This window comes from Synechococcus sp. J7-Johnson (assembly GCF_024345795.1).
Classification (GTDB): domain Bacteria; phylum Cyanobacteriota; class Cyanobacteriia; order PCC-6307; family Cyanobiaceae; genus Regnicoccus_A.
Genome location: NZ_JAGQBU010000018.1, coordinates 42409 through 58683 on the forward strand (window position 1 = coordinate 42409; position 16275 = coordinate 58683).

At 66.5% G+C, this 16275-nt stretch carries 17 protein-coding genes; 4 read left to right on the forward strand and 13 right to left on the reverse strand.

All coding sequences use genetic code 11. The features are described from left to right. Positions 1 to 3 precede the first annotated feature (3 nt). Positions 4 to 921, forward strand: coding sequence for an MlaD family protein (locus tag KBY93_RS10345; protein WP_255094295.1), 918 nt, complete (start codon positions 4 to 6; stop codon positions 919 to 921). Here the strand turns inward: KBY93_RS10345 and bchD are convergent. The 4 genes from bchD to KBY93_RS10365 are packed head-to-tail and all read right to left on the reverse strand — an operon-like array spanning position 908 to position 5188. Continuing rightward, complete coding sequence (gene bchD / locus KBY93_RS10350) at positions 908 to 3040, reverse strand: magnesium chelatase ATPase subunit D (RefSeq protein ID WP_255094296.1); 2133 nt, start codon at positions 3038 to 3040, stop codon at positions 908 to 910. The two genes, KBY93_RS10345 and bchD, sit on opposite strands and share 14 nt — an antisense overlap. Before the next feature lie 56 nt (positions 3041 to 3096). Continuing rightward, on the reverse strand, positions 3097 to 3426 hold the full coding sequence (locus tag KBY93_RS10355; RefSeq protein WP_255094298.1) for a hypothetical protein: 330 nt from the start codon (positions 3424 to 3426) through the stop codon (positions 3097 to 3099). Between the two features lie 23 nt (positions 3427 to 3449). Further along, positions 3450 to 4238: a fatty acid desaturase gene (locus KBY93_RS10360; RefSeq protein WP_255094299.1), complete on the reverse strand. Its 789-nt coding sequence runs from the start codon at positions 4236 to 4238 to the stop codon at positions 3450 to 3452. Continuing rightward, positions 4235 to 5188, reverse strand: a complete 954-nt coding sequence (locus KBY93_RS10365) for an orange carotenoid-binding protein (protein WP_255094301.1) — start codon at positions 5186 to 5188, stop codon at positions 4235 to 4237. The genes KBY93_RS10360 and KBY93_RS10365 overlap by 4 nt, the downstream gene beginning before the upstream one ends. Positions 5189 to 5359: 171 nt before the next feature. On the opposite strand from KBY93_RS10365, the gene KBY93_RS10370 reads away from it, so the two are divergent. Continuing rightward, a complete protein-coding gene (locus KBY93_RS10370; protein WP_255094302.1) occupies positions 5360 to 5782 on the forward strand; it encodes a YccF domain-containing protein in 423 nt (140 codons plus the stop codon). Here the strand turns inward: KBY93_RS10370 and KBY93_RS10375 are convergent. From KBY93_RS10375 to KBY93_RS10385, 3 genes are read right to left on the reverse strand one after another with little or no spacing between them, the layout of a single operon-like run. Then, positions 5715 to 6329, reverse strand: coding sequence for a hypothetical protein (locus tag KBY93_RS10375; RefSeq protein ID WP_255094303.1), 615 nt, complete (start codon positions 6327 to 6329; stop codon positions 5715 to 5717). The two genes, KBY93_RS10370 and KBY93_RS10375, sit on opposite strands and share 68 nt — an antisense overlap. 47 nt (positions 6330 to 6376) lie before the next feature. Next, positions 6377 to 6985 (reverse strand): PCC domain-containing protein, encoded by a 609-nt coding sequence (locus KBY93_RS10380; RefSeq protein ID WP_255094305.1) that lies wholly within the window; start codon positions 6983 to 6985, stop codon positions 6377 to 6379. 30 nt (positions 6986 to 7015) lie between these two features. After that, positions 7016 to 7912, reverse strand: a complete 897-nt coding sequence (locus KBY93_RS10385) for an NAD-dependent epimerase/dehydratase family protein (protein WP_255094306.1) — start codon at positions 7910 to 7912, stop codon at positions 7016 to 7018. 73 nt (positions 7913 to 7985) lie between these two features. Between KBY93_RS10385 and KBY93_RS10390 the strand changes: the two genes are divergently transcribed. After that, a complete protein-coding gene (locus KBY93_RS10390; protein WP_255094307.1) occupies positions 7986 to 8804 on the forward strand; it encodes a hypothetical protein in 819 nt (272 codons plus the stop codon). A gap of 3 nt (positions 8805 to 8807) precedes the next feature. Here KBY93_RS10390 and KBY93_RS10395 read toward each other — a convergent pair whose 3' ends face one another. Genes KBY93_RS10395 through KBY93_RS10405 form a run of 3 tightly spaced genes read right to left on the reverse strand, consistent with a single transcriptional unit; the run spans position 8808 to position 11759 of the window. Then, complete coding sequence (locus tag KBY93_RS10395) at positions 8808 to 9905, reverse strand: type III polyketide synthase (RefSeq protein WP_255094309.1); 1098 nt, start codon at positions 9903 to 9905, stop codon at positions 8808 to 8810. Next, positions 9896 to 11026, reverse strand: a complete 1131-nt coding sequence (locus KBY93_RS10400; RefSeq protein ID WP_255094310.1) for an NAD(P)/FAD-dependent oxidoreductase — start codon at positions 11024 to 11026, stop codon at positions 9896 to 9898. Before KBY93_RS10400 ends, KBY93_RS10395 begins: the two co-directional genes overlap by 10 nt. Then, positions 11019 to 11759, reverse strand: a complete 741-nt coding sequence (locus tag KBY93_RS10405) for a methyltransferase domain-containing protein (protein WP_255094311.1) — start codon at positions 11757 to 11759, stop codon at positions 11019 to 11021. The genes KBY93_RS10400 and KBY93_RS10405 overlap by 8 nt, the downstream gene beginning before the upstream one ends. Positions 11760 to 11904: 145 nt before the next feature. Between KBY93_RS10405 and KBY93_RS10410 the strand changes: the two genes are divergently transcribed. Further along, positions 11905 to 12384 (forward strand): TerB family tellurite resistance protein, encoded by a 480-nt coding sequence (locus KBY93_RS10410; RefSeq protein WP_255094312.1) that lies wholly within the window; start codon positions 11905 to 11907, stop codon positions 12382 to 12384. A gap of 13 nt (positions 12385 to 12397) precedes the next feature. On the opposite strand, the gene KBY93_RS10415 is transcribed toward KBY93_RS10410, so the two are convergent. From KBY93_RS10415 to KBY93_RS10425, 3 genes are all read right to left on the reverse strand, one after another. Then, a complete protein-coding gene (locus tag KBY93_RS10415; protein WP_255094313.1) occupies positions 12398 to 14002 on the reverse strand; it encodes a B12-binding domain-containing radical SAM protein in 1605 nt (534 codons plus the stop codon). Positions 14003 to 14282: 280 nt separating this feature from the next. After that, positions 14283 to 15281 (reverse strand): glutaminase A, encoded by a 999-nt coding sequence (gene glsA, locus KBY93_RS10420; RefSeq protein ID WP_255094314.1) that lies wholly within the window; start codon positions 15279 to 15281, stop codon positions 14283 to 14285. A gap of 54 nt (positions 15282 to 15335) precedes the next feature. Next, on the reverse strand, positions 15336 to 16115 hold the full coding sequence (locus KBY93_RS10425; protein WP_255094316.1) for a 20S proteasome subunit A/B: 780 nt from the start codon (positions 16113 to 16115) through the stop codon (positions 15336 to 15338). Positions 16116 to 16275: the final 160 nt, after the last annotated feature.

Below are 16275 nucleotides of genomic sequence, written 5' to 3' on the forward strand. Positions count from 1 at the left end.
CCCATGCGTCGCAGTGTGCGAGAGGCCATTGTTGGATTTTCGCTGCTGGCGGCCGTGGTGGGGGGAGCCGGTTTCTGGATGTGGCTCCGGGGGATCTCTCTCAGCCAGAACAACTGGATCCTGAAGGTGAGCTTCGAGGATGCCGCCGGCCTGGCGGACCGCTCGGCAGTGATCTTCCGCGGCGTGCAGGTGGGCAGCGTGCGCAAGATCAGGACCACCTCCTCGGCGGTGCTGGCCGAACTGGAGATCAGCGACCCCACCCTGCAGCTGGCTCGCCCCACCCGGGCCCAGGTGCAGACCGGCACCCTGCTGGGCGGTGATGCCCAGGTGGCCCTGATCAGCAGCGGCAACCCCCTGCCGGAGAGTGCCCCCCTGCCCCGGGCCAAGGATTGCGACAACAAGGTGATGGTCTGTGCCGGCAGCGAGCTCAAGGGCGTCACGGCCGCCAGCCTCAACAGCGTGACCGAGCTGATGCAGAGCCTGCTGGCCCAGGTGGATGAGAAGCAGATCGTGGCGGAGATGGCCCGCACCACCCGCAGCTTTGATGCCACCTCCAAAGAGGCCACCGAGTTCCTTCAGCGGGCACAGGTGCTGGTGGCTGAGCTGAAGCGCTCGGTGGGCAAGGCCGATCCGATCCTGGCCAATCTCAACACCGCCTCCGCCGAAGCGGTGGCGGCCAGTCGCCACGTGCGCAACGTCACGGCTGCGCTCGACAACCCCAAGACCCTTGCCCAGCTCAAGACCACCGTCGGCAATGCCGAGCGGCTCACGGCCCGCATCGATGCGGTCGGTGGTGACGTGAACAAGCTCACCGGCGACGCCGAGTTCATGGATGGTGTGCGCAGTGTGGCGATCGGCCTGGGCCAGCTCTTCGATGAGCTCTATCCCGCCCAGACCAAGGCGGCTCCTAAGCCCCGTTGAGGGCGTCCAAGGCGATGGCGGCGATCGCCTGATCGCTGGCCTTGGGTAGCTGCACGTACTTGCCGCCAGCTGCATGGGCCAGGTCCTTGCCCATGCCGCTGCCGATGAACTTGCGTTCGGTGTCGATCACCAGCAGCTTGATCCCCAGGGCCCGGTAGCGGCCGGCCACCTGGATCACCTCCTCCTTGAGGTCGACGGGTTCGTCCCCCTCAAGCTGCGGCTGGCCCAGGGAGCGGCTGAGGGGCACGTTGCCGCGGCCATCGGTGATCGCCACCACCACCACCTGGCCGAGATCGCCGGTGGCCAGGGCGTTTGCGGCCACTCGGGCCGCCTGGGACAGACCGTGGGCCAGGGGTGAGCCACCGCCGCAGGGCATCTGCTCCAGCCGCCGGCGGGCGGCGGTGATCGAGCGGGTGGGGGGCAGCAGCACCTCGGCCTGTTCGCCGCGGAAGGGGATCAGGGCGACTTCGTCGCGGTTCTCGTAGGCCTCCGTAAGCAGGCGGATCACGGCCCCCTTGGCGCTCTGCATGCGGTTGAGTGCCATCGAGCCGCTGGCGTCGACAAGGAAGATCACCAGGGAGCCGGCCTTGCGCTGCAGCTGCTTGGCCCGCAGGTCGCCCTCCTCGACGATCACGGTGCGGTGGGGTTCGCGGGCGCGGCGGGCTTTCTGGTACGGGGCCGCGGCCCGCAGAGTGGCATCCACGGCGATGCGGCGCACGGGACCGCGGGGGAGCATCGGCTTCACGTAGCGGCCGCGTGAATCGGAGAGCACCACCGAGCGCTTGCCGCTGCCACCGCTGCGCGACTTGGCCGCGGCAAAAAGGAGCAGATCGGGATCGATGGCGATCGCCTCTGGATCAAGCAGGAACTCCTCGGGCACCTGGGGTGGTGCCTGCTCCTCGGGGCTGTCGTCCTCGTCGTTGTCGTCTTCGTCAGTGTCTTCGTCGCTGTCGTCGCCGTCGTCCGGGGAGTCGTCCTCGCTGTCCTGCTCGGGCGGCTGCTCTCCCTGGGGCGGCGGTGGAGGTGGCGGCGGCGGTTCCAGCGGCTGCTCGGGATCAGGCGGCGGCATCTGCAGGGCCCGCGGAGCGATCACCAGCCGCACTGCCACCTGCAGGTCGTCGGCGTCCACCGCATCGCGGCCGCTCAGGGCCGCATGGGCCCTTGCCACCCGCACGGCGTAGAGCTCGGAGCGGTGCCCCTCCACGCCGCCGCGCAGGGCCTCGTTGACCAGGTAGGCGATCTGCTCGCGCACGATCGTCACGTCGGGCAGCCACTGGCGGGCCAGCAGCAGCTGGGTGGCCAGGGCGTCGGTGTCCTCCTGCCAGCGGGCGCGGAAGGCTTCGCTGGAGCTGCCGTGATCGAGGGCGGAGCTGGTGATCTCCACCCGCTGCTCGATCTCCAGCAGCTGGTTGGCCGAAAGGGCGATGGCGAAGCGGTCTAGCAGGTGGTCGCGCACCGCCCCCTCCTCCGGGTTGTAGGTGGCGATCAGCAGGGTGCGGCAGGGATGGGAGAGGCTGAGCCCCTCGCGCTCGATCCGGTTCTCGCCGCTGCCCACCGCCGCCAGCAGCAGGTTGGTGATGTTGTCGTCGAGCAGGTTGAGCTCATCGACGTAGAGCACGCCCCGGTGGGCTTCCGCCAGCAAGCCGGGCTGGAACACCGACGCCCCGGCCGCCAGGGAGGCGGCCACATCAACCGAGCCCACCAGACGGTCTTCGGTGACGCCGAGGGGCACCTGGATGAACGGTGCCGGGATCACCGTGGTAGGCAGCAATGCCGTGGGGTCGGCGCCGGTGGGATCACCTCCCAGCTGGGTGATGCGGCTGTGGATGGTGGCGTCCCAGTCGTCGGGCCGCTGGGGGTCCACGTTCAGGCGACGGCAGGCATCACCGAGGGCCAGCACATCGATCGGCGGCAGCAGGGCATGCAGGCCTCGTGCCAGCACAGATTTGCCGGTGCCGCGGCCGCCGGCGATCACCACCCCGCCCAGACCAGGATCCACCGCCGCCAGCAGCAGGGCCAGCTTGAGGGTGCCGTGACCGGTGATGGCCGCCAGAGGGAAGGAGCTGGTGCCTGCCGCTCTTGCACCAGCCGGGGATACTGCAGACCCGCTGACGGCCATGGGGGGCGGATGCCTCGAGGAATAGGAGGCCAGTCTGGCCGATTGGTTGCCTGGCCCTAGAAGCGCGACATCGCCTTGATCTTGGCGAGCTTGTCGGCGTCGAGGCCATCGAGTTCCTGGAGCTCCAGCAGGTTTTCCTTCACCAGGCTGGCGAAGGTGAACAGAATTCCCTCAAGGCGGAAATCGAAACGTCCTTCCATGACGTGGCGCTGGGTGCTCAGGTAGTCGTGCAGACGCCAGAGCGCCTGGGCCGTGTGGATTGAATCGGCTTCACGGCGCAAGGTGCTGATCACCGTCGAAACGGCACGGCCGTAGGCGTGACTGAAGGCCTCCTGGGCGATGGCCTGCTCGTCGTCGGTCCAGGTGATCAGTGCCGGCTCAACCATGATGTCTTCCTTGATACAAGACTTTATCGCGGCAGCACCGGTGGCGCGAGCCGCAACGATTGGGTGTGCATGGGCGGGCGGAACCGGCGCATCCCCGGCAGCTGGAACCAGGCCCTGGAAGGGAACTCGTGGTGTTCCCAGTGATAACCGAAGTGGAAACAGGCGAGCAGGGAGAGCCATACCGGCAGCTCAAGGCTGCGGGCCTGGTGGCGATGTCTCTCCCCCTCTGACTGGCGGTGGGGGAGGTACGTCCCGAAGACGAACAACTGCAGGGAGCTGATCAGCAGGGGAAGGGTGCAGATCAACAGCACCGACAGCGGCGCCATGGCCCCGAAGGGCGCGGCCACCACCAGGATGAGCAGGGCCCACCCTCCCAGCAGGCGCAGCATCTGGCCGGCGGAGAGATAGCTGGCCATGAAGTGGAGATACCAGCGCAGCACACCGCTGCCCTGGCTTGGCTGGTGGTCGGGATCGGTGGCGGTTCCCGGAGCCTGGTGGTGGCGCAGGTGGTTGGCGCGGCAGGCGTCGTAGGGCAGGCCGGCATAGAGACCAAGGGCCAATTGCCCCAGCCGGTGGTTCAGCCTGGGCCGGCCTGGGATCAGCAGGCCATGCATGGCGTCGTGTCCGACGATGAACAGGCCGGTATGCAGCACCGAGCGGATGCCGATGGCGAGCAGCAGCAGAGGCAGGGGCCAATGGCCGGGGTCAGCTGGCAGCAGCACCACCAGGCTGAGGATCCAGGCCAGCAGGATCATGCCGGCCAACAGCAGGCCCTTGCCGGTGGCAGGGGCCGGGGCTGTAACAAGGCTCAAGGGGCGAACTTGAGCAGCTCGGCAGGGGAGGCCAGCAGATCGATGGCCACGAAGTAGATCTTGCCGTCGGGATTGAGCAGGAAGCGCCAGGCCACATTCATGCCAACTCCGGCTCCGAACCAGGGGGTCTGCACCTTGCCGGTGACCTTGATCTGGGTGAACTCGCCGTCGGCGGGTTCGGCAATGCCGGATTCGGGCAGAAGCTTCAGGTTCTGGCAGTCTTCGCGGAAGAATCGCAGGATGGCTTCCTTGCCCACAATCGGTTTCTGGAAGGGAGGCTGCAGCGCTCCATCCGGCAGGAACAGCTCAATCAGGTTGTCGAAATCGTTGGCGTTGAGCTGATCCATATAGGCGCTCACCGTGGCGCTGTCGATACCGGCGATCGATACCTTCTGGCGCTGGGATTCAGGGGTGGGAGCTACCACTGGCTCCATGACGCGCTGGGCCTCGCCCTTGGCGGGGTCGTAACCCATGTCCACGACGAAGTTACGCAGCAGGGTGATCTGCTGGCCCTGCTCGACGTTCTTGAGGGAGCTGAGCACGGAGGCGGCGTTGGCGGAGAGCTGGTAGCCCTGGGGAATCGGAGCCACGATGCCGGCGGCCATCCACTCGCCGAGCTGATACCAGAAGCCGAGTTTGATATTCACCGACCAACCTGAGTAGGTGCGGCCGATGGGGGTGTCGGTGCTGTTGGCCAGATCGCACATCACCTGACTTTGCTGGGCAAAACTCATGCCTTTGAGCTGGCTCAGCACGCCTTCGGCGAACTGCATGCGGGCAGCGCCGGGGGCGGCGATGGTGATGGTTTTGCCCATCTCGAGGTAGGCGTACCAGATCAGTGCCAGCTGGTCTTCGGCGCTGAGCAGCTTGTAGCGGGCCGTGATGGCGGGCACCACATCCGCTGAAAGCGTGTTGGGGAAGATCTGGGCGGCTTTCTCGAGCGTGAACATATGCTTTGGGTCCCTTTTGTTAAGGAGGTTTGCAGATTCTAGCCGACGGGCCCGGAAGCTGGTAATAAAACTTGCTTGGTGCCAGCTCGCCTCTGGCGGGTCGGGCGCGTGGTCAGGGCTGACGGGCCAGGGGCTGCACACTGATTTTCGGATCTGCGCGAGGCTGGAGACATGCTGCGCTTTGTTCTTAACGTCCTTTGGTTCGTGCTCGGGGGCTTCGTGATGGGCCTGGGCTGGTGGCTGGCGGGCCTGGTGGCCGCCATCACGGTCATTGGTCTGCCCTGGGCTCGGGCTTGCTTCGTGATCGGCAACTTCTCCTTCTGGCCGTTCGGGCAGGAGGCGATCAGCCGCCGTGAGCTCACCGGCCGCATCGACTTCGGCACCGGTCCCCTGGGGCTGGTGGGCAATGTGGTCTGGTTCCTGCTGGCAGGGTGGTGGCTGGCGATCGGCCACCTCAGTTCAGCCCTGGCCTGCTTCGTGACGATCATCGGCATCCCCTTCGGCATCCAGCACGTCAAGCTGGCGTTCATTGCCCTGGCGCCGATCGGTATGCAGGTGGTTCCCACGGGAACCCGGCCCCGGCTTCTGGAGTGAAGCGACAGCGCAACAGCGCCAGAGCCTCATCGGGCAACCCCAGGAAACGATCGAGCCAGGCCTCACCGGTGGGCTCGATCGTGGCCACGCCGACAAGCAGGGCCCTGCCATCGGCGGCGAGGGGCTGGCCGCAGCAGTGATGCCGCTGGCTTCTGATCTCGCATGTGACCAGCTCCGTGGCCACCAGCAGGGGAGGTGCGCGGTAGAGCGAGCCCACACGACAGTGGAAGCGCGCCCTGAAATTCAGGGACAGGCAGCCGCTGGCGGGATCGAGAAGACCCTCCAGCTGCTCCGGCTCGATGCTGATGCTCAGCCCCGGCGGCAGGGGCAAACCCAGAACCCGGGTGCTGCGCCAGTTGAGCGGCGGAATGCACAGCCCCTCCGGCTGGAAACGAAGCGGCCAGCTCCCGTCCCCGGATGGTTGCCCCAACTGGGCACTGCCGCGACCGCCGCGGGCGTCGTAGCGGAAATGCGGGTAGCCGGCGATGGCCAGGCCGCAGCCCGCCAGGGTGTTCAGCTCCAGCGCGGCGGCAGGCGGCAGGCTCATATCTGGTCTTGGGTCATTTCTGGTCCTGAGTCATGCCTGGTCTTCAGTCATGCCTGGCGCAGGGCTTCCAGCTCGCCGCGGCCGTGGCGCTGGGCCAGCTCGTCGTAGCCGCCGATCAGCTCCCCATCGAAGAAAATCTGGGGCACGGTCCCGTCGGCGCTGGGCTCGATCAGTCGGTGGGGAATGCCGAGGGTGCGCAGCATCCGCAGGGCGCGCCTGGAGAAGGGGCAACCGGAGCGCACGGCGATCGTCACCCGGGGCTCAAGGGACTCAAGGGGTTCATTGGCGCTGGCTTCGGCTCCTGCCGTCTCAGTTCCGGCTGCGGCAGTCGACTCGAGCAGGCCCACCAGCAGATCGGCGCCCTTGAGCACCCGGGAGCCCGGCTCCAGGTGGCCGCCCCAGACCCGGCACTCCCCATCGGAGAGGCTCAGGTGCAGGTGTACCCCCTCGGGGGAGAGGGTGCCCTGCAGGGTGATGATTTCGAGCTCCCCGCGCAGCACGGTGGGGGCGATCTTGCCGGGGCACTGGAAGGCGGCCTGGGCCAGGTTGCCCACCACGCCGAGCACGAAGCCTGAGGCGTTCTGCTCCTGCGCCAGCTGCTCCAGCGACCGGCGCAGGTCGCTGCCGGGCTCGAGGTGGAGCGGCACGGAACGCATGGCAGGCACAACCAAGGGGGCGCCGCAAGGTTAGGAGGGTGGCTGCGACTCAGACCCGGGGCAACGCGGGGCGGCGAGGATCGCCAGCTTGGGGTGCTGTAGCTCGAGTCCCAGCTGATGCAGGCGGCGGTTCGAGATCCGTCGGCCGGTGGCGGGAGCAGCTCCCTCGGCAGGGCTGGCGGCGTCGCCTTCCCAGATCACCGGCTCGAGGCAGGCGGCGCGGCAGCTGCGGTCGACCAGCTCGCGCACGCTGATCGGTTCATCGTCCACGAGGTTCAGGAGTCCATCGAAGCCCTGCTCCACCGCCCAGGCCAGGGCCGTCACCACATCGTCGCGGTGGATCCAGCTGATCAAGGAAGACCCATCCCCCTGGCGGCGGCTGCCCGCCAGGGAGCGGAAGCGGGGTTCCAGCTCGCGCCCGGGGCCGTAGATCGCCCCCAGCCGCAGGATCGCGACGCGGCGGTGGGGAGCACGGCAGCCGAGCAGCAGTTCTTCGGCGTGGCGCAGGATCCGGGCGTGGGGCTCAAAGGGCTGCGGGGGGGTGGTTTCCTCCACCAGGCCCGTGGCCTCGCCATAGACCGAGCAGCTGCTGGTGTACACGAGCTGCTGGAGCCCTGGCAGCTGGGGCATCACGGCTGCCACGGCCTCCATGCTGCGCAGGTAGGTGGCCTCGTAGCCGTCGGCATTCACCTGACGGCTGCCCCCGGGCGCCAGACAGAACACGGCCGCCTCGGTGGTCTCCAGGACCTGCCGCAGCTGATCGGGGTCGGCTGCATCCAGCAGCCGCACGTCATCGGCCAGGGGAGCCAGCTCCGCCAGCCGCTCGCTGCGGGTGGTGGTGACCCGCAGCCAGTGCCTGGCCTGCTGATGCCAGTGGCTTGCCAGGGCGGAGCCCACATAGCCGCAGCCAACGATCGCGATCCGCATCAAGACTGGCCTGGCTGGCGAGAAGCTAAGGCGCCGCCACCACACTGGCGCCAGCACCACAGCTCCTGATGCCATGACCGGCCACGACCGTCAGTGGGAGCTCAACCGGCTCAACTTCGAGGGCCGCTGGTGTGGCACGAGCCGCTGGTATGAGCGCAGCGCCACCGATGTGCTGGACCTCACCCTCCCCAGCGCGGAGATCGAGGGCACCCGCTACTCCATCAGCTTCTCTGACCTCGACACCGGTCTGTGGGACGGCAGCGGCCTGCGCTTCGCACCGGACGGCCGCCGCCAGCTGCCCCTATCGCGCGCCGCTTACAACAGCGGCGGACAGTGCTGGCAATTCCGCGGCGCCGCCGGCCAGTCGAGCCTGGCGGTCGACGGGCAGCAGCCACGCTTCGGCCACGAGGTGAACATGTTCTGGGGCCGCTCCCGCTCGATGCTGGTGCTGCTCTACGCGCCGCTGGCGTTCGCCCAGGGCGAATCTCCGCTCTGGCGGTTGCAGAGCCTGGGGGTGGTGCCCTTCCGCTGCGGCCTGGCGCCCGAGCCGGATCCACCCCGCCCTGCGGCCAGCGACTGGCGGGCCCTACTGGGGGAGCAGGAGGGCTGGCCCGGCGAGCTGGAGCGGCTTGAGCCCATGCGCTGGCCTGTCGTCGATCCGGCGCCGCAGCCGTGCGAACCCTTCCGCAGCAGCCGGTTCAGCCACAACAGCCTCACCGCCGGCTTCGACGATGGTCTGGTTTGTTCCCTGCCGGAGCAGCTGCCGGAGGGGGCCTTCGAGTTGCAGGTGGGCTGCCGCCTTGATGCCGACCACTTCCGGCAGGTGAGCCTGATCTACGACACCCAGCAAAGGCTCACGGCCTGGGAGCTGCGCCGGTTCAGGAGGCCCTGAGGCTCAGCCCAGCAGGCTGGCTTCCACGGTGAGACCAGGCCCGAAGGCCAGGGCCACCCAGGGCCGCGGAGCCGCCGCGCTGCGCAGTCGCTCGAGGATGAACAGGATCGTGGGCGACGACATGTTGCCGAACTGGCGCAGCACGGCCGCTGAGGGCTCGATCTGGCTGGGGTCCAGCTCCGCCGTGGCAGCGACGGCCGCCAGGATGCGCGGCCCGCCGGGGTGCAGGGCCCAGGATCCGATCGAGGCGAGGCTTTCGCCCCGGCAGCTGAGCCAGCGCTCCAGCCACGGTCGCAGGTGGGCGGCGATGGTCTCCGGCACCTTGGCGGAGAGGGTCATCTCGAAGCCGTGGTCGGCGATGGTCCACGACATCAGATCGCTGCTGCCGGGGATGAGCGTAGAGCCGGAGCCCAGCACCTGCAACGGGGGAGTGCCTGATGCTGGGCCTGCGACCTCGGCTGGGGCCGCGGCCACCAGGGCGCCGGCCCCGTCGGCGAAGAGGGCGTTGGCCACCAGCTTCTCCGGATCCCAGCCGTAGTGCATGTGCAGGCTGCAGAGTTCCACGGCGCAGAGCAGCACGCAGGCACCCGGATCGGCCTCCACGAAGGCCCGCGCCACCCGCAGACCGTTGAGGGCTCCGTGGCAGCCCATGAAACCCACATGGGTGCGTTCCACATCGGGGTTGAGGGGCAGCTGCTCGATCAGGGCGAGATCGAAGCCCGGCGCCTGGAAGCCCGTGCAGCACACCGTGACCAGGTGGGTGATCCGCTCTGGTGCCAGGCCCGCATCCGCCAGGGCGCGGCGGGCCACCTCCAGCGCCAGGGGTTCGGCATTGGCCTCAAATCGTCGGATCCGCTCGCCCGTGGATGGGCTGCGTTCGCCATAGAACGGCATGCGGCCGTGGATGTCGGCCTCATGCTGGGCCGACTCCAGCAGCACGCTGTGACGGACGCTCACCCCGGAGCGCCGCTGGATGCGCGCCAGCAGGGCCGCGCGTTCCGGCGGGGAGCCGGAGATGCGCTCGGCCATCGCCGCCGATTCCCCCTGGCTGATTAGGTGCCGAGGAACTGCGGTGCCGATGCCGAGGATCGTCATGGGCATGACATCAGCCGCAGCGGCAGGGATGGCAGGCGCGACGCTGCCCAGAACAGGCCGCGGGCGCTGGTGGGATGGCGCAGCGCCAGGGCCAGGCTGCGGCAGAGCAGCTGCCGGCGGCCGATCCGTTGCCTGTGGGTGCGACTCCAGCGGCGCTCGAGCGCCGGCTGCCACGTCTGTGTGCCCTCCATCACCAGCGGTGTGGCGGCGACGGCGGCGGCCAGGGCCCAGCCCATGCCTTCTCCGGTGAAGGGCTCCACATAGCCGGCGGCATCCCCAAGCACCAGGAAGCGATCGCCCGCCAGGGGGGTGGTGCGACGACTGAGGGCCGGAGTGTTCTGCCAGTGGGCCTCCGCCAGCTGGGGTATGGCAGGGAAGCCGGCCTCCGCCAGCACCCGTCCGGCGGCCACAGCGGTGCTCCCGCACTCCTGCAGGAGGCTGCGATCTAAGGCGGCTGCCAGGTTGAGGCTGCCGTCCTCCACCCGCACCAGACCCACGTAGCCATGGCGGCCCACCGCCATGTGGATGGTGCCCTCCTCCCAGTGATCCTGTTGCCCCATACCTCCCAGCACGCAACCGGCCCCCACTCGCGAGCGGGGGCTGATACGGGTCTGGGCCGTGGGCTCGTTCTCGAGGCAGCGGTGGGCCAGTCCTGCCGCCACCAGCACCACGGCCGCCTGCAGCAGCTCCTGATGGCGGCCCTGGCACAAACTGACGCTGCGGGCGTGGGCGCTGGCTGGACCCAGCTGCGCCGTGGTCTGGGGGCGGAACACGACTCCGGCGCTGACGGCCGCTTCCACCAGGGCCTGATCGAAGCGGCTGCGGGAGAGGGCCCATCCCGGGGGCAGGGCGCAGGTCGCCTGCCGGCCGCCCAGGCCAAGCCTCAGCCGCCGCAGCGGTCGCCCGCCCAGGCTCTCGAGCAGGTGGCCCTGGCCCACGGAGGCAAGCGCTGCCTGGGCCTGGCCGTTGAAGCAGGTGCCGCACACCTTCCAGCGCGGGAAGCGACGCTTCTCCACCAACAGCACCCGCAGGCCCCGCTGCGCCAGATCGAGGCTGGCCAGGGCGCCGGCCGGACCGGCTCCGATCACCACCACATCCCAGGGATCGCCGGGCAGGGTCTCAGCCACGGGACCAGCTCAGCAGGTATCGCTCCGGCCAGCAGCGCCGCAGCGAGGCGCCCCGCAGCCCAGCCCGCTCGGCCATGGCGGCCACTTCAGCCAGCTGGAAGGCCCCCTGCACCGAGCGCGGCCCATCGGTGTGCACGATCCAGGAGCGGCTGAGCAGCCGGGTGCCGGCCCAGGCCAGCCCGTAGCCCAGGGGACTGCGGATCAGGTCGTTCACGAGCACCAGCTGACGGGCCCGCCGGGCCATCAGGGCCAGCAGCATCTCGGCGTCGTGGTCGTCGAGGTGGTGGAGGAAGAGGGAGGTGAGCACCACGTCGTAGCCGTCAGGGGAGGCGCCGTCTGGACCAGAGGGCAGTGGATCGGCGAGGGCATCGGCCCGGAAGAAGCGTGCCGCGGCGCCGCGGCGCTCGGCATTGGCGCGGGCGATCGCCACGGCGCTGGGGCTGATGTCGCAGCCCTCGAGGATCAGCGGAATACCGCTGCGCCGGGCCATCAGGGCGAGGTCGATGGCGGTGTCACCGCCGCCGCAGGCCAGATCCAGCACCCGCAGGGGAGTGCCGCGCTGGCGCTCTGCCAGCTGGCGGATCGGTGCGAACAGGCTTGCTGAGCAGCGGCTGAGGGCATTGATGCGCCGGAGTCCCGCCAGGGCCAAGGCGTGCTCGCTGGGGTCGATTCCCGGCTGATCCATCACTTCATCAACCCGCTCACGACGGGTCAGGGACTTCAGGCTTGGCACGGCCTTCACTGTCCTGCCAGGGCGTTGGCGCACTATGGCGCCGGCGATCCGGCGTCGGCGCATCCCAGTTCCAGCGGCCATCCTGTTTTGGGCTGCCGGACCAAGCGGTCACAATGGCTGGAGTGATGCCTACCGGACCCACTTCATGGCGCCCAGCACCGACACCCCGCCCGCCGGCAACTTAGATCTGCTGCGCATCCTCTGCTGTGTGGCCTGGTCGGATGGCGACTTCTCCGCGGAGGAGCGGGAGCTGCTGCAGGACCTGGTGGAGCGTTACGTAGTCACTGATGGTGGAGTGACGCTGTCCGCCGAGGCGGTGGAGGCGCTGGCTGAGCGAACTCTGCAGCCCGATGCGCTCGATGAGCTGATCTCCCGGCTCGATTCCGACGAAGATCGGCAGCTGGCCCTGAAGCTGGGCTACATGATGATTCGCGTCGGCCGGCGGCCCGGCGATGAGTCGAGTATCAACCCCCTGGAGAAGGTGGCCTACCGACGCCTGGTGGAGGGTCTGGGTCTGGGTGAGGCCGACATCGCGGAGGCGGAGTGGGCCGCCGAACTCGACCTTCAGGCCCAGACCGGGCTCCAGGGCTTCCTGTCTCGCCACTTCAGCTTCCTGCTGCCCTGAGCGGATTCCCCGATCACCGGCCCATGGGAGTTGCTCCCTGCTCCAGCACGGCATTCACCGGCACTGGAACGACAGCCTGATTGGCCTGCCCCTGGCGATAGGCGGCCAGTTGATTCTCAATCTGCCGCCGCACGATCTCTCGATACTCCATGAAATGCTCGTTGTGGGCACACACGGCCAGGTACTGCTCCGTCACCTTGGGGTTGGAGCGAAGAATGTCGATCAGGTGATGCCAGAAGGCCCAACGGGTGGAGCGCTTGATCCCCTGACGCCAGCAGACGATCAGCAGCGCCCGGATCACCGCAGGATCGGGAAGCTTGAAGGCACTCTTCACCCTGGCTGGGCCGAGTTTAAGGAAATAGCGATGCACCCGGTCGAGGTATTTGCGAGGTTCGTAGAGCTCGCAGAACGCTTCGACATACTCCTGGGCAATGTCTTCCACCGGCCTGGTCGGCACGAAGTTCATCAGGGTTGTCTGATTGATGTTGCCGACCTTGTCGATTAGCCGCCCTTCCTTCTCAAGCCTGTGCCAGAGGGCGGTATGGGGCAGGGCCTGAAGCATGGCGAAGGTGGTGGTTGGAATCCCTGCGGCTTCTGAGAAGGCAACGATCCGCTGACCGGCCCCGACCTTCTCTCCATCGAAGCCGATGATGAATCCGGCGATCACCCTCAAGCCGGAGCGGGTGACCTTGTCGACCGAGTCGAGCAGGGGCGAGCGCATGTTCTGGAACTTCATGGTCGCCGCCAGACTGTCGGCGTCGGGGGTTTCGATGCCCATGAAGACGGCGGCAAAGTTGCAGGCCAGCATCTGATCGATGAGTTCCTGATCATCAGCCAGATCGAGGGAAGCTTCGGTATCGAACCGGAAGGGATAGCCATGCTCTCGCTGCCATCGCTCCAGCGCCGTGAGCATCAATTTCACATTGCGCCTATTGCCGATGAAGTTGTCGTCCACCATGAACACGCCACCCCGCCAGCCGAGGCTGTAGAGGCTGGCGAGTTCGCCGATGAGTTGATCCGGTGTCTTGGTCCGGGGTTTGCGGCCATAGAGCACAATGATGTCGCAGAATTCGCACTGGAACGGGCAGCCACGCGAGAACTGCACGCTCATCGAGTCGTAGGCCTTGAGTTCCAGCAAGTCGTAGCGGGGGATGGGCGTGGAGGTCACATCCGGCTTGACGCCTTCGGAGCTGAATCGCCCTCCCTTGTCGCCCCTCTCCCAGGCAGCCACGAACATGGGCAGTGTGATCTCACCTTCATCGAGGATCAGGTAATCAGCCCCGGCGGCAACAAGCTCCTCGGGGGTTGAAGATGGATAGGGACCGCCTACGGCCACGGGCTTGCCAAAATGCCTGGCCAGATTGATCTGGCGAATGATGTCGTCTTTCTGGACGATCATTGCCGACATGATCACCAGGTCGGCCCACATCCACTCTTGATCGGTGACTGGCCTGATGTTGACATCAGCCAACTTGAAGTTCCAGTCCTGGGGCAGAATGGCCGCCACGGTGATCAACCCAAGCGGCGGCAGGAGCACCTTCCTGTTCACCAACTCGAGAATCTTTTCGTAGCTCCAGAATGTTTTGGGAAACTCTGGATAAACCAATAAGACATTCATTGAGTGATATCCAAGGCTGGTGCTGCAAGTTTGCCAAACCTGGCCCAGTGTGGGGATTATGGCACGGATGGCCATCTGGATTGATTATTGGATGAATCCACGGTTTGAGCTATTGATCAAGGCCGCCAACAGAAGTTCTCGTTTCAACAGCTGAAGGAATGCCAATGGTCGGCTCGAGCGTCGTCAGCTGTACTCCCGATGCTGGCCGCCAGCAGCAGATCATGAATGAAATCTGTCATCTCTGGTGTATGAAGAAAACGTATGCTTTGCAGGCTGAATCTTATGCAGCCAGATGGATCTCTGGCTTCGAAGCAAAGAGGTTCAACCCCAGGGCTTCCGAGAGGAATCGTGCCGTGAGCTGCCCGCGCACACTGTTGCCCGCCTCATCAAGGGGGGGTGAAAAGGTGGCCAGCCCCCCTTTTCCGGGTGCCACCGTGATCATTCCGCCCGCAACTCCGCTCTTGCCGGGGAGTCCGGTGGCATAGAGCCAGTCCCCGGAGGTTTCGTAGAGCCCCGCGGTGACCATCACCGCCAGCACATGCTGACAGTGGATGGCATCAATCACCTGTTCGCCTGTGACCGGTTGGCGACCTCCGTTGGCCAGTGTGGCCGCCATCACGGCGAGATCAGCAGCCGTGACACGCAGGGAGCACTGCCGGGTGTAGAGATCGGTCGCTTCTTCGGGATCCCACCAGAGGCGTTGGTGGTCGCTGAGCAGAGTGGCGATGCCGACATTGCGACGGTTGGTGGTCAGCTCTGAGCTGTAGACACGCTGATCTACCTCTAGCTGCCGGCCGGCGAAGCGTGAGAATCCCTCCTGGATGAAGCCCCACTTCTGTTCGGGTGTCGCTCCCGGCGAAAGGCTGGTGGCGGCGATTGCGCCTGCATTCACCATCGGATTGGAGAGGCCCTCACCACTGCGCTCCACTGCCAGCACGGAATTGAAGGGCAGACCAGTGCTGTTCACTCCCAGCTTCTCGCGCGCTTCGTCCTCACCGATCGCCTGGCAGATGAGGGCGAACTGGAATGGCTTCGAGATGCTCTGAATGCTGAAACATTCGCTTGCATCACCCGCTTCGAACAACGGACCACCGCAGCCGGCCACGCAGATCCCGAAGTGATCGGGGCAGGCGGCGGACAGGGCGGGGATGTAGTCCGCAACCTTGCCGTCCGCCACGGGCGAAAAGAGTTGATGGGCCTCGTTCACCAGGGACTGCACCACTTCGGCGGTGGGCAGATGGCCGGTGGAGACCCACTCGGAAACAGGCGACGGTGGCATCGGGCGTGGCAACAGAAAGGTCAGGGGAAGCTCTGGGCAGTGAGCGGCTGACTGTCAGCGGCTTGCTTCGGCATGCTCCCAGGCGAAGGCGGGCAGCCGATGCAGTGCCTCTCGCTGGGCGCTGCGCCAGGTGTCGATCACGGTGGCGAGTTCGGGTGCATCCGCCTCCAGAGTGACGTGCTGGGACAGCGTGTGCTCGTTTCGGGGGACGATGGCCAGCTCGAAGGGCGGACCCACGGTGAGGTTGGAGCGCTGGGTCAGCACTTCCGAGATCAGGCAGAGCCGGGCGGCATCTTCCAGAGACAGATTGGTATTACCCACGTTATCGAGGGGCGGCTTTCCATACTTCGTTTCGCCGATCTGCAGGTATGGCGTTTGACTCGTCGCCATCACAGCATTGCCCTGGGGATAGATCATGTACAAGCCGTGGGGCTCACTTCCGATCTGTCCTCCAAGGATGAAGGAGGCGTCGGCGCTGGTGCCCGCTTGCTCCAGGGCTGCGCGATGTTTCTGTTGCACCGCGACGCTGACTTCGCCGATATAGGCTGCAGCTTCGAAGAGATAGTGGCACGACCTTAGATCTCCGGCTCCGGAAATGTTGGCATCGGATTTGCCGGTTTCGATGGCCCGGTCAAGATCCCGCTGGATCACGTGCACCACCGCCTGCGTGGTAGCAAGGTTGCCTGCGGCAAGAAGCACGAACACTCGATCAGATGCCGGTTGAAATACATACATCTTGCTGTAGCTTGATATGTAGTCAACCCCGGCATTTGTGCGGGAATCGGAGGCAAATACCAATCCTTTCTCAAGCCAGTAACCGATGCAATAGGTCACGGTCTTATAGCTGCTAAGATTGGGTCAGCTTAGGGAACATCTGAAAAACCGGCTAAAATCAATCCAGATCCAAGACTGAGACTGGAACGGATGGCCGCCCCCCTCCAGCTGGGCTTTACGGACTACGAGCAGATCTGCGCCAAAAAGAGGACGCGACGCC